The 13,852-nt window shown below is 28.8% G+C and carries 11 protein-coding genes; 1 reads left to right on the plus strand and 10 read right to left on the minus strand.

All coding sequences use genetic code 11. The features are described 5' to 3' along the window. Positions 1–241: 241 nt before the first annotated feature. A complete protein-coding gene (gene pckA / locus ACBT_RS06695) occupies positions 242–1,822 on the plus strand; it encodes a phosphoenolpyruvate carboxykinase (ATP) (protein ID WP_024775025.1) in 1,581 nt (526 codons plus the stop codon). 49 nt (positions 1,823–1,871) lie between these two features. On the opposite strand, the gene ACBT_RS06700 is transcribed toward pckA, so the two are convergent. From ACBT_RS06700 to purD, 10 genes are all read right to left on the minus strand, one after another. Continuing rightward, positions 1,872–2,945 (minus strand): protein-glutamate methylesterase/protein-glutamine glutaminase, encoded by a 1,074-nt coding sequence (locus ACBT_RS06700; RefSeq protein WP_024775026.1) that lies wholly within the window; start codon positions 2,943–2,945, stop codon positions 1,872–1,874. Between the two features lie 21 nt (positions 2,946–2,966). Next, the gene (locus ACBT_RS06705; RefSeq protein WP_024775027.1) at positions 2,967–3,644 is read right to left on the minus strand and encodes a chemotaxis protein CheD; all 678 of its coding nucleotides are present in this window, start codon (positions 3,642–3,644) and stop codon (positions 2,967–2,969) included. Further along, a complete protein-coding gene (locus ACBT_RS06710; RefSeq protein ID WP_024775028.1) occupies positions 3,641–4,486 on the minus strand; it encodes a CheR family methyltransferase in 846 nt (281 codons plus the stop codon). Before ACBT_RS06710 ends, ACBT_RS06705 begins: the two co-directional genes overlap by 4 nt. Before the next feature lie 3 nt (positions 4,487–4,489). Beyond that, positions 4,490–6,556, minus strand: coding sequence for a chemotaxis protein CheA (locus tag ACBT_RS06715; protein ID WP_024775029.1), 2,067 nt, complete (start codon positions 6,554–6,556; stop codon positions 4,490–4,492). 12 nt (positions 6,557–6,568) lie between these two features. Beyond that, positions 6,569–6,937 (minus strand): response regulator, encoded by a 369-nt coding sequence (locus ACBT_RS06720; protein ID WP_024775030.1) that lies wholly within the window; start codon positions 6,935–6,937, stop codon positions 6,569–6,571. A 126-nt stretch (positions 6,938–7,063) separates the two neighbouring features. Further along, a complete protein-coding gene (locus ACBT_RS06725; protein WP_024775031.1) occupies positions 7,064–9,208 on the minus strand; it encodes a polyribonucleotide nucleotidyltransferase in 2,145 nt (714 codons plus the stop codon). Positions 9,209–9,215: 7 nt separating this feature from the next. Continuing rightward, positions 9,216–9,869, minus strand: a complete 654-nt coding sequence (locus ACBT_RS06730) for a phosphoribosyltransferase family protein (protein ID WP_024775032.1) — start codon at positions 9,867–9,869, stop codon at positions 9,216–9,218. Further along, positions 9,866–12,082 (minus strand): LPS-assembly protein LptD, encoded by a 2,217-nt coding sequence (locus tag ACBT_RS06735; protein WP_024775033.1) that lies wholly within the window; start codon positions 12,080–12,082, stop codon positions 9,866–9,868. The genes ACBT_RS06730 and ACBT_RS06735 overlap by 4 nt, the downstream gene beginning before the upstream one ends. Continuing rightward, positions 12,075–12,518, minus strand: coding sequence for an RDD family protein (locus ACBT_RS06740; RefSeq protein WP_024775034.1), 444 nt, complete (start codon positions 12,516–12,518; stop codon positions 12,075–12,077). Before ACBT_RS06740 ends, ACBT_RS06735 begins: the two co-directional genes overlap by 8 nt. A 4-nt stretch (positions 12,519–12,522) precedes the next feature. Further along, complete coding sequence (purD, locus tag ACBT_RS06745; protein WP_024775035.1) at positions 12,523–13,788, minus strand: phosphoribosylamine--glycine ligase; 1,266 nt, start codon at positions 13,786–13,788, stop codon at positions 12,523–12,525. Positions 13,789–13,852 lie beyond the last annotated feature (64 nt).

Here is a 13,852-nt window from a genome sequence, read left to right on the forward strand (position 1 = left end):
ATTTAAAATGCCAAAAAAAATTATTGAAAGTAAAAATAGTTTATTTAATTTTTTTAAAAAGATTGATCATTTAATCTATAAAATTGGGGATAAAATACTATAAAAAAGTTATTTGAAGTAATAAAAAAACAAATAAAATGAAAAAAATATGATTTTTTAGCAAAAATTACTCATATTTCAGAAAGTTTTATATTTTTTTGGATAAAATTTCGCATTAAAAATTAGGATAGGAATTTAAATTATGTCTAATATTAAAGACTCATTAGGTTTAGAAAACGTTGGAACTGTATTTAGAAATTCGGATATTGATTTTTTAATCGATTTTGCAGTTAAAAATGAAGGTGCTAAGATATCTTCAACAGGTGCTTTAATGATTGACACGGGAATTTTCACAGGAAGAAGCCCAAAAGACAAATTTTTTGTTAATCAAGATCCTTCTAACAAGTATATTGCTTGGGGTGATATCAATAGAAAAGTTTCAAAAGATGTTTATGAAGATTTATTAAAAACTTCAAAAAAACAACTAAGTAATAAAGATGTTTTTGTAACTGATGTTTATTGTGGTTCATCTTTAGACTCAAGAAGAGCTGTTAGATTTATAACAGAAGTTGCTTGGCAAGCTCACTTTATTCAAAATATGTTTATCATACCTACAAAAGAAGAATTAGAAAACTTCAAACCTGATTTTACAATTTATAATGCTTGTAAAACTGTTGATATGTCATATGTTAGTCATGGGTTACACTCTGAAGTTTACGTAATATTCAATGTAGAAGAAAATCAAGCAATTATTGGTGGGACTTGGTACGCTGGTGAAATGAAAAAAGGTGTGTTCTCTATGATGAACTACTGGCTTCCATTAGAAGGAAAATTACCAATGCATTGTTCAGCAAATATTGGTAAAGATGGTGATACAGCACTATTCTTCGGACTTAGTGGGACTGGAAAAACTACACTTTCAACTGATCCAAACAGAGCACTAATTGGTGATGATGAGCATGGTTGGGATGATAAGGGTGTATTTAATTTTGAAGGTGGTTGTTACGCAAAAGTAATAAATCTTGATCCAGATAGTGAACCTGAGATTTTTGGAGCTATTAGAAAAGGTGCAATATTAGAGAATGTTGTTGCTGATGAAAATGGTGTAGTTGATTATAATGATAAATCAAAAACTGAAAATACTAGAGTTTCTTATCCTATTGATCATATAGAGAATCATGCTCCTACTATGAGAGGTGGGCATCCAAAAAATATCATTTTCTTATGTGCTGATGCTTTTGGTGTTCTTCCTCCAGTTGCTAAACTTAATAAACAACAAGCTATGTATTATTTCCTAAGTGGTTATACAGCTAAAGTTGCTGGAACTGAAAGAGGAATTACGGAACCAATTGCAACATTCTCATCATGTTTTGGAGAAGCTTTCTTACCTTTAAATCCAACAGTTTATGCTGAGCTTTTAGGTAAAAAAATAGATGAACATAACGTAAATGTATTCTTAGTTAATACAGGATGGACTGGTGGTCCTTATGGTGTTGGAAAAAGAATGAGTATAAAAAATACAAGAGCTTGTATAAATGCAATTTTAGACGGCTCTATTAATGATTCTGAATTCCAAAATATGACTATATTTAATTTACAAATTCCTAAAACATTAAAAGGTGTAGACACTCATGTATTAACTCCTAGATATACATGGTCTGATCCTTTAGAATATGATAAAGCAAAAAGAAAATTAGCAGAAATGTATATTGAAAACTTTAAAAAGTACTTAACTTTAGAAAGTGAATATGACTTTACAGCTGCTGGCCCTAGATTAGACTAATAAATATAGTCTAATCTATAATAATAAAAAAAGGGAAGAGTTTTAAAATTTATTTTCTTTTTCCTCTAGAAAAGTCTATGATATAAGAAGCAATTTCATCTAAATGTACAATATCTTTCACTGCTCCAGCTTGTATTGCTTTCATAGGCATTCCAAAAACAACACAACTCTCTTCATTTTGAGCAATAGTATAAGCGCCATTATCAAAAAGTTCTTTCATTGCAATTGTTCCATCATCCCCCATACCAGTCATCATAACAGCCATAGCACTTCCACCAACACTATTATTTATTGATCTAAAAAGTACATCAACACTTGGCTTATGTTGACTTACCTTTTTAGTGTCTAATAATTTTGTTCTTAATTCATTTCCATATTTTTCAATAGTTAAATGCATATTTCCTGGTGCTAAATAAGCATGACCTCTTTCTAAAACCATGGCATCTTTTGCTTCACAAACATCTACATCTGAATTATCATTTAATCTTTGAGCAAAAGAGTTAGAAAAACCATATGGAATATGTTGAGTTATAAGTATAGGAGGAAGGTCATTTGGTAATCTTTTAAAAACTCTAAGTAATGATTCTACCCCACCAGTTGATGAACCTATTGCTATTACTTTTGTACCAGGGAATTTTGATGCTCGAAGAGGAATAACTTCATCTGGATGAACTTTATAATCAGTGTTATTATGATAGCTAACTACAGCTTTTAAAGGTTTGGGTTTTTTAAGAGTATATCTTTTCAATAAAAAAGTAAGACTTAAAAGAGTATCTTTTATTCTTTCTGAAAAAGAGTCCATAGATTCACCTGTTTCTGGTTTAGGAATAAATCCAACAGCACCATCATCAAATATGTCATTTCCTCTTACACTCTCACCTGAAATTACAACTGCAGGCATAGGATGTAGTCTCATTAAATTTCGTAAAAATGTAACTCCATCCATCTTAGGCATATTTATATCTATTGTTACAAGATCTGGTTCAAATTCTTTAATTTTTTCTCTGGCTTCATAAGCATCATTTGCTACACCAATAACTTCAAATTCATCAATAGAATTAATTAAATCTTTTAAAACTCTTCTCATAGAAGCAGAATCATCAATAACCAAAACTGTATACATATCTTAACCCTAAATTATATTTTAAAAAAGTTCAATTTCCATTTGAGGTTCAATTTCTTTATTCTCAGCACCAAAAATCTCAACAGCACCACTGTATTCTTTGATAACAGGAGCTTTTGTAATCTCTGTTTGTAATTTTTTCTCATCAGAAAGAATTTTACTATCAGTATCAGATTTTTGAGTAACTTTAATAAAAGTATCAAAATTATCGGCTAAAAGAATTAATCTTCCATGCTCTCCTCTTGTATGTTCAGATAAAACTTTAAATCCTTCAGATCTGCAAAACTCTTTAGCAAACTCAACATTTCGTTGCCCAATAGATGTATTTGATAGATTTAATTGCATAATATCAGCACCTCCTGATATTTTTGCAACCATATTCTCTTTTTTACAACCCATTTTGTACATTTCATTTAACATTGCCTCAACAGAATAAAGACCATATTTCATATCATCTATAGTATTTTCTGTTTTTGGTAGTAAGAAATGGTTCATACCTTTAACTTTTTTATCTTTATCATAAAACATTAAAGCAACACAAGATCCTAATAACGTCTTAAAAGCTACATCATCATCATCTTTTCCAACAGCAAATTCACCGCCAATAACAGTATGTGTATTATAACCTTTTGTTTGTTGAGTAAATCTAGAAGATGATGTCTTTTCTATACTACCATCTTTATGACCAATTATAATCATATAATCTCTTTTTCTTTTATAAAAATATTTTGTCCAACTCTTTTTACATAATTAATTAAATCTTGAGGATTTTCAGAATGACCAAGATACAAAGTTCCACCAATTTTTAAATGACGAAATATTTTTTTTAGAATCTTATTTTGATCTTCAACTGAAAAATATATAAGCACATTTCTACAAAATATTACATCAAATTGATTATTTGAAAAACCATAAGATGAATCATTTAAGTTTAACTCATGAAAACTAATCATTCTTTTTAATTCATCATTTGCTTTAATTAATACTTCATCTCCTGATAAAGTTTTTTGAACTCTTCTTTTAAAATATTTTTGAGGTTTAATCCAAGAAGGAAACTCTTTTGAAGATTTTGAATACCTATAAATACCATCTGCTGCGTATTGTAAAACATTTGTATCTATATCTGTAGCTATAATAGAAGCACTAATGTTTCTTCCACTTTCCTCCACACCTTCAAAAACCGTCATAGCCATAGAGTATGGTTCTTCTCCAGTTGAAGAAGCTGAGCACCACATAGAAATCTTTTCTCCACTTTGAGCGAATTTAGGTAGAACTCTATCTTTTAAATCTATAAAATGAAAATCTTCTCTGAAAAAATGTGTTTTATTAGTAGTAAAAGTATTTATAAAATCTCTTTCATATCTACCTTCTTCTACTAAATCAAGTAACTCCATTATATCTCCGTAAAATTTACAGTTTCTTTTTAACTTATCAATTCTATTGGAGATCATAATCTCTTTATTCTCTGTAAGAGTAATTCCTGTTAGAGAATAAAGAATCTTTTTTACTCTATTATGAATGTCTTCTACGCTATAAGACATATTTTAAGAAGCCTTTTTTACAGAATGCATATCTTTCTCTATCTTAATTTGAGCATTTATTATACCTACTACATCTAAGATAAGTCCAATACTTCCATCTCCTCTTACAGTAGCTGCTCCAATTCCTTGAACGCTTCTGAAATTTTTATCAAGAGGCTTAACAACAACTTGATGTTGATTTAAAAATTCATCAATAGATAATGCAACTTTTGTGTTTCCTGACTTAACAACTATTAACATCCCATCTTCTAAATTTTCAAAGCTATCTTCTAAGCCAAACAGCTGATGAAGTCTAACTATAGGAATGAATTCCTCTCTTAACATCAATAAATCTCTACTTCCATCACCAATTTTTTTAATCATATCAGATGTTGGTTGTAGTGACTCAACTATAGAGCTAAGTGGTAATATATATTTTTGATCTCCCACTTTTATATCTAACCCATCTAAAATAGCAAGAGTAAGAGGAAGCATAATTGTAATTGTAGTACCTTCTCCTAGTTTAGTATCTAGTTTAATTGCCCCACCTAACTTATAGATATTTGTTTTTACAACGTCCATTCCAACACCACGACCTGAAATATCTGTAATTTGATCAGCTGTTGAAAGTCCTGCTCCAAAAATAAGCATAGCTTTTTCATTTTCAGTCATATTATTGTATTGATATTCATCAATCTGACCTTTTTCTAAAGCTTTAAGAGCAACTTTTTCACAGTCAATACCTTTACCATCATCCTCGATTGTAATAATCATTTGACCGTTTGCTTGCTCTGCTGAAATAGAAATAGAACCTGTTTCAGGTTTCCCAGCAGCTTCTCTTTCTGTTGGCATCTCAATACCATGATCTAAAGAATTTCTAATAATATGCATCAAAGGATCTGTTAATCCTTCAATCATTGCTTTATCAATTTCTACATTATCTCCATAATGTTTAAATTCAACTTTTTTACTAAGTTTTCTTGAAATATCTCTTACAACCTTTGGGAATTTAGAATATATAGACTCCATTGGAACCATTCTAATACTCATAATACTATCTTGCATATCTCTTATATGTCTTTCAAGAAGTTCTAATCTTTCTAATACAGAAGCTCTTGTTTTTGTCTCTTCAATAGAAGAAGAAAATTGAGTAAGCATAGCATTTGTAATAACTAAATCCCCAACGTTATTCATTAATAAGTCTATTTTATCAAGATTAACTCTAATACTATTGTTGTTATTATTTGCTATTGATTTTTTTGTCTCTTCATCTTGTTCAGACGGTTTAACTTTTCTAGTTGCTGTCTTAACTACTTCAGTTTTTGTCTCAGAAACTGCTTCATTTTGAACCTTTTCATCAATATCATTTAACTTCATAACAGAATTTGGCGTTATAGAAGGAACATCATCAAAGAATCCAAAATGTTCTTTCTCTTCTTTTATTTCTTCTGGTTGATTATCTACTAATTCAGAAATTTTTTCTAAATCATCTTCAAAAAAACCATAAGTTTTGTGTTCTTCATTTATATCATCATCCATAAATAAACCATAAGATGGACTTTCTTCATCTCTTACAGTATTCATATCTTCATCAAAGAACCCAAAGTGATCTTTAGAATTATCTTCTACATCTTTTTTAATTTCAACTTTTTTTTCAACAATAGGTTTAGAAACAGTTTTTATAACCGCCTCACCTTTTGAATAAGCCCTAATCTCTTCAAGTAAAGATGCTGTCATTTCAGTGAACTTTTCTCTGTTTATTTTATTTGAAACTTCTAAATCTAAAATTTCTTTCATTACATCAAGACCATCTAAAAGTGTTTCTGCCATTTCAGGAATAAACTCTATTTTATGACTTCTTAACTTATCCATAAGATTTTCAACATCATGTGTAAATTCAGCAAAATAAGCTAATTCTACAGAAGCACCACTACCTTTTAATGTATGAACATCTCTAAATAGTTGTCCCATTTCATCATCTGTTAAAGTACCATTGTTCTCTGCTTCTAATAAGACGTTATCAGCAGATTCAAATAGTTCTGAGGCCTCTTCTAGAAACATTTCTCTATATTTAGAAATATCAAATGACATTATTTATCCTTTTTATCTGCTTAATACTATATTTACAGCTTTTAATAACTGATCTGGAACAAATGGTTTAACAATCCATCCAGTAGCTCCTGCAGCCTTTCCTTTAGCTTTCATTTCATCACTTCTCTCAGTTGTCAATACTAAAATTGGTTTTTTTATATATGCTGGTAATTTTCTCAACTCAGTTATTAATGTAAGACCGTCCATATTTGGCATATTTACATCAGTAATAACTAAATCAAAATCAGCTGTTTTTGCTTTTGCTAAACCATCAACTCCATCAATTGCTTCGACAACATCTGTATAACCACCTTCATTTAAAGCATAGTTTAACATATCTCTTAGCATTGTTGAGTCATCTACTATTAAAAGTTTGGCCATAAAAACCCCTTAAAGTTTACATTTAAAAAAATTATTTTTATTATACTATCGTAAGAAATATTAATTTAGGATTAGATTTCCTAGTTATTTTATGAAGAAGGAGGAAGAAAAATTAATCCTAAAGGATTAATTTAAACTTAATTCAATTCTATCTTTTTGAACTTTAAGAACTTTAACTTCTATTTCTTGTCCAACTGATAAAACATCACTTGCTTTTTCTACTCTTTGTTTTGAAAGTTTTGATATGTGTAAAAGACCTTCTCCACCTTTTTCAAGAAGGATAAATGCTCCAAAATCAACTACTCTTTCAACTTTTCCAGACACTACTTCATCTACACTATAAAGTTTTTCAAAATCTATCTTAGCAGCTACCTTTTGTGAACTTGAATTATTTACTAAGTCTCTTATAAAATTACTTGCATCAGTTATTTTTGAAGAATCTTCACCGCTTACTTTCACAGTTCCAGCGTCTCTATTTAAATCTATACTTACATTATATTTTTCAATAATCTCTTTTATAGTTGCTCCACCTTTACCAATAACAACCATCATCTTAGAACTATCAATATCAAACTCTTCTATTTTTGGTAACGCAGGACTAGCTACAATAGTTTTTGAAGCATCTTCCATAATATTTAAGATATGTTCTCTCCCCTCTTTTGCTTGTAAAAGAGCTTCTTTTAAAACATTTAACTCAATTCCACCTAACTTTATATCCATTTGAAGAGCTGTTATTCCATTTTTTGTTCCAGCTACTTTAAAATCCATATCACCATCATGATCTTCAAGTCCCATAATATCAGTTAAAATAGAATATTTATCACCTTCAACTACCATTCCCATAGCAACACCTGCTACTAAATCAGAAATTGGAATATGTGCTGCTTTAAGAGCTAATGAACCTCCACAAACTGTTGCCATAGATGAAGAACCATTTGATTCTAAAATTTCTGAAACAATTCTAAAAGTATCTTTGTGATTTTTATTTATAGTAGATTCAAGAGCTTTTTTAGCTAGATTTCCATGTCCTAATTCTCTTCTTCCTACTCCAAAAATTGGCTTCGCTTCACCAACACTAAATCCTGGAAAATTATAATGTACCATGAAATTTTCCATAGATGTAGATTTATCAGTTAAAACTTCATACATTTGTCCATCTTTAGCCCCCGCAATTGTTCCAACAACTAATGCTTGAGTTTCACCTCTTGTAAATAAACAAGACGAATGTGCTGAAGGTAAAATATTTGTTTCAATAGAGATTGGTCTTACATCTTTAAGACCTCTTCCATCAGCTCTTACTTTTTCATTTACAATCATATCTCTAACAAGTTCTTTTTTAACAATAGAAACTGCTTCATAAATTGTTTTAAACTCTATTTCGTTTGATACACAATAATCATTTATTGATATAACTTTAGCAAGTTCTTTTAACTCAACAGCTCTTTCACTTTTTGCTAATTTCTTAATTGCAGATTTTATATCATCTGCAAAATTGTTTCTTACATAATCAATAACTGATTTTTCAATAGAAAATTCTACTAATTCAACTACAGCCATCTCTTTACAAGCTTTTTCAAAATTATTTTCATAAGCTATATTTGCTTCTTTTAAAGCTTCTTGAGCAAAAGATATTGCTTCAACTAAAACTTCTTCTTCCATTTCATTTGTAGAATGTTCTAAATTATTTAAAGATGAAATTGTTTTCATTTCAATCATTAAAAGTTCATCTTTTGAACCAGCAACATATAAATCTAAAACTGAATTATTTAACTCTTCAATAGTTGGATTAATTACTAATTTTCCATCAATTTTCCCAACTCTAACACCACATACTGATTTTTTTATTGGAAGATTTGATGTATATAATGCTGCATTTGCTGCATTTAAAGCAACTGTTTGTAAATCAACATCTTTATCTGCACTTAAAACCATTACAGTAATTGTAGTTGGATATACAAATCCTTTAGGAAATAATGGTCTTAAGCTTCTATCAATTACTCTTGAAGTTAATGTTTCAAAATCACTAGGTTTACCTTCTCTTTTTATAAATCCACCTGGTAATTTTGCTGTTGCATAAGTTTTTTCAATATATTGAACTGTAAGTGGAGTAAAATCCTCACTTACTGGATTATCAAATTCACAAGCAACTGCTGCTAAAACTACTGCATTACCCATTTTTAATAATACTGCACCATTTGCTTGTTTTGCAACTTTATTAAATTCAAAAATCTCTTTTTTATTGTTTAGTGTTAATTCACAAATTATCGACATATTTTATTTATCCTTCTTTTTTAATTCTTTCTAAATCTTCCATACTAATATCTTCAAGCTCTTCATAATAATGATTTGCTTCAACAAAATGATCTAAGCTCTTTATATAATATAAGTCATCAGTAATTGAATCTATTGCAGGAATACTTGCTGTTGAAAGTATTGGTGTTGCAACACTTATAGATTTTACTTTTTGATTTATAATAGTTTTTATGCAAGCCATCATTACTAAACCTATATTTATATCCTCATCTACTATTAAAATATTTTTACCTTCTAAATTATCAAGCTTCAAACCTGCTCTAAAACTAGCTATTTTTGGTTTTAGGATATCTTCATAGATTATTTTAGATTTAGAATAAATATAATTTAAATCTATATCAAAAGATTTCACAAGTTCTTCATGAATTAGAACCTCTTCAAGCTCAGTAACAACTGCTATTTCACACTCTTCATTATTAGGTGCATAAATTTTTTCATTGAACATAATATCCAACTTAGCATTGAGTTCTCTTGCAATAATTTTTGCTATTGCATATCCACCATTTGAAACTGCTATAACAGTCCATTCTTCGAGTCTCATATTATCAATTGGTAAAACATCTGCTAATTTTCTTGCAGCATCTTCTCTATTTTTAAAATAAATTTTATCTAAATTCATCTTTGCTCAAATTCATTTCTGTTATCGTCTATTTTGTATTTTTGTCTAATTCCACCAACTGGTTTTAAAGTTAAAAATGCATAAAGAACGGTTTGTTCTTCATTTGGATATTTTCCAGTTTGTGGTTTTATATCTTTTTCAACCATTAAATCTAAATTCCAACAGCTATCATCAATATTAAAACCTATTCCTTGTTTACTTCTAACTTTTTCTTTTATATTATAATTTTCATAATATCTAACAGAATAATCTCTTGTTAATCTATATGATGTTGAATAACCATAAGATTCTAAATCATCTCTATTATTAAATTCTTTATTTTCTTCCGAACCTTGCATCATATTATAATTTGCAGTTAAAGAAAAATTTCCATATTTCAATGTATTACTAGCATTACTTTCAACTATTGTTTTATCTTGCATGTTATATATAACTTTTCCAGAAATTGAACCAAAGTCATGATTAAATTTTAAATAATTTTCATAATCCTGAGCTTTTGGTTCATCTAAACTATCATAGACTATTGATTGACTCATTTTATGATTAACAATTTGTTTTAAACTATCTTTACCATAAATAGATTGATTTAACTCTAAATCAATAGTTTTATTATCTTTAATTGTTGGAAAACTCGATAATTCACTAAACTTTAAATTATTATTTCTTTCTTCTTGATTTGATGGAGTATTAGTTTTTTCAACTGTAATTCCATATAAATCCCCATCTTTTTTAATATTTTCCGGAATATTATAACTTGCTTGCAAATTTACAGTATGAATATAATCAGTATATGGTCTTATTAAATCACTTCCTACAAAAAATGATGTTGTATTTTGTAAAAGCGTTCCATTTTCATATTTTAGATCATAAAGAGAGTTTGTATAATTATACTGTGATAAAATCGATTTATTTTCAGCTCCAATATACATATAGTCATCTAAAATATTTTTACTATAAGATATAGGCAAACTTATCTCATAAATATCTGCATTTAAGCCTTCTCTTCTAGTATAGTTATAATATTTTGTATCTAAAGAGTAAACCAATCCATCTAAAAATAACTCTTCATTATATTTGTGACCATGGATTTGTGGTAATTCTTGTAAAGTACTTCTATTTGATACTTGTTTATATTCTGGATTTTCAGAAGTACCTATATTAGTTGTTCCCAAATTTTTATAATATTTTCCATAAACTCCACCATAATAATTTGGAGTATTATAAAAATAATTTAATTTTGATTCAACTTTCTTATCTGACGAAATATCATTATCTGCATCTTCTAAAGTTATGTATTCAACATCATTTAAATACTTTAATGAAGCAAATATTCCATCATCATGATTTTCTTGATTTGCAAAAATCTTTCTTCTTTCATAATCTAAATTTGCACCATAATGTTCAGAATTTTCAATTCCTTCTTCTTCTCTATATTTTTGTTTTTCTTTAAAATAACCAGTTTTTATCTTAACAATAGAATCTGGAGAATCTGCATATCTAAGATGTGTATAAACTCCAGAACCTCTTAAAGTTCTTATTTGAGGGATTACTTCAATATCATAATTATCAGCAGGTGCAATAAATATTGGTTGAGAATAATAAAAACCTTCTCCACTTGAATATCCAATTAAAGGTAATAAAAGACCTGTTCTTCTTGTTGTATCTGTAGGAAATCCCCAATAAGGAAGATAAAACACAGGAACATCTTTAAAATAAAGTCTTGGATTATAAGCATTTATCCACATTTTTTCAGTATCATAATCAGCACTTGAAGTTCTAACACTCCAGTCAGGATCTATACAATCACATGATGAAATTATTGTTCCATCTAATTTTACTATTTCTTTATTTTTTCTTGATTCTTTTGCATTCGTCCAGATACTATTTGAATTTTCCATCAAAAAAGTTGGAGATTGATTTATAATCTCATTTTTTAAATCAACATAAGCATAATTACTTTGTGTTTGAACATTATTTTCTTTTATAATTAAAACATTGTCAAAGAGTTCAAAATTTTCACTATCTTTATGAAATATAACCTTATCTGCGCTTAAATAATAAGTTGGAGAATAGATTACAACATTTCCAGTTGCAGTAATAATATTGTCTTTTGTATCTACTTTTTCTGCAATTAACTGATATTTTTCATTATTAATTTCAGCTCCATATATTAAAGCTGATGTAACGATTATAGAAGCTACTATTTTACGCATTTATCACCAACGTTTTTCCTGTAAAATCATGGAATGTTTTTCTTCCATCATTAAAAAATCCTATAAAGAAACCAACATAAAAGAACATTTCTGAAACAACTCTTCCAAAAGCCCTAAATAGTGCTTGCATAAAATTAGCTCTGCCCCAATTTTGACCATCAATTACTCTTATTTTAACAATTCTTTTACCAATTGTTTGTCCATCATACCAAACAAAAAAAGTATGATAAGCAACTTTCAGAGCCATTAATGGAACTACTAATGTTGCTTGCATCAAGTAAATTAACTCCTCACTATTATTACTAGCGGCTACAATAACATCCCAATAAGCAAACATCACTAAAAGACTAACAATTATATCATCAATTACAAAAGCAAAAGCTCTACTTCTCATAGATGCTAATTGAAGTTTAGATATATCAATATTATCTTGCATAAAACTACTTTAAAGCCTGATAAGCAATATCAGTTCTACATTTTTTTCCAGCAAAATGAACTTGTCCACAAAGTAAATAAGCTCTATCTCTAGCCTCTTTTATTGATTTACCTGTACCAACACAAACAAGAACTCTTCCACCAGTCGCCATAAGTTTTCCATCAATATTTTCAACTCCAGCAAAAGAGATATGAGAATTATTTTTTAAATCTTCATCTACTATTTCATCAATAATAATTTCAGCTGGTTTACTTGAACTATATGGATAATTTTCACTAGCCATAACAACACCTACAGCAAACTCATCTTTAATTTTAATATTTAATTTATCAAGTTGTTTTGTAGCTCCATAATAGAAAAGTTCCGAAACAGGAGTTTCTAGAAGTGGCATTAAAATTTCACACTCTGGATCACCAAATCGTACATTGTATTCTAAAATAATTGGTTCACCTTTAACAACCATAACACCTATAAATAAAACCCCTTCAAAAGGTGCCTTTTCTTGTTGCATTCCTTTTAAAGTTGGTTTTATAACTCTTTCTTCAATTTTTTTATAAATTTCATCATTTACAAGAGGTGTTGGAGCATAAGCACCCATACCACCAGTATTTGGTCCTGTATCACCATCACCTACTCTTTTATGATCTTGAGCTGCTGGAAGAATCTTATAATTTTCACCATCACAAATAGCAAAAACAGATAATTCATAACCATCTAAAAATTCTTCAATTACAACATTAGCTCCAGCATCTCCGAAAGAAGTTCCTGAAAGCATATCTGAAACAGCAGATTTTGCTTCTTCTTTACTTTGAGCTATAATTACACCTTTTCCAGCACATAAACCATCTGCTTTTACAACTATTGGTAAATTCATAGTTTCAATAAATTCATGAGCCTCTTTTTCATTTGAAGTTTCTATAAACGCTGCTGTTGGTATATTATATTTTTTCAATACATTTTTCATATAAACTTTTGAACCCTCTAGCTTTGCAGCATTTTTTGTTGGTCCAAAAATAACAAGACTATTTTTTCTAAATATATCAACAACACCATCTACTAAAGGAGCCTCTGGTCCTACTATAGTCAAATCTATACTATTGTCTTTTGCAAAAGATACTAATTTTTCATAATCTTTTATATTAATATTTGTCCCTAAACTCGAAGTTGCACCATTCCCTGGCATAAAATACAAGTTATGAGATTTCTCTTTAGATATTGCTAAACCAATAGAGTATTCTCTTCCACCACTTCCAAGTATTAATATATTCACGATTATTTCCTTATTGAAAAATTTATAAAAAGACCCAAGTAGCCGTTAACCATAAAAATGGCCC

The organism is Aliarcobacter cibarius (genome assembly GCF_013372265.1).
GTDB classification, from domain to species: domain Bacteria; phylum Campylobacterota; class Campylobacteria; order Campylobacterales; family Arcobacteraceae; genus Aliarcobacter; species Aliarcobacter cibarius.

Coding starts and splice junctions, on each gene's coding strand:
- ACBT_RS06730 (WP_024775032.1), bottom strand. CDS start 9,869: ATGAATTTAGATAAAATTTATTTTAAAAATAGAGAAGATGCTGCAAGA.
- pckA (WP_024775025.1), top strand. CDS start 242: ATGTCTAATATTAAAGACTCATTAGGTTTAGAAAACGTTGGAACTGTA.
- ACBT_RS06725 (WP_024775031.1), bottom strand. CDS start 9,208: ATGTCGATAATTTGTGAATTAACACTAAACAATAAAAAAGAGATTTTT.
- ACBT_RS06740 (WP_024775034.1), bottom strand. CDS start 12,518: ATGCAAGATAATATTGATATATCTAAACTTCAATTAGCATCTATGAGA.
- ACBT_RS06735 (WP_024775033.1), bottom strand. CDS start 12,082: ATGCGTAAAATAGTAGCTTCTATAATCGTTACATCAGCTTTAATATAT.
- ACBT_RS06720 (WP_024775030.1), bottom strand. CDS start 6,937: ATGGCCAAACTTTTAATAGTAGATGACTCAACAATGCTAAGAGATATG.
- ACBT_RS06715 (WP_024775029.1), bottom strand. CDS start 6,556: ATGTCATTTGATATTTCTAAATATAGAGAAATGTTTCTAGAAGAGGCC.
- ACBT_RS06700 (WP_024775026.1), bottom strand. CDS start 2,945: ATGTATACAGTTTTGGTTATTGATGATTCTGCTTCTATGAGAAGAGTT.
- ACBT_RS06705 (WP_024775027.1), bottom strand. CDS start 3,644: ATGATTATAATTGGTCATAAAGATGGTAGTATAGAAAAGACATCATCT.
- ACBT_RS06710 (WP_024775028.1), bottom strand. CDS start 4,486: ATGTCTTATAGCGTAGAAGACATTCATAATAGAGTAAAAAAGATTCTT.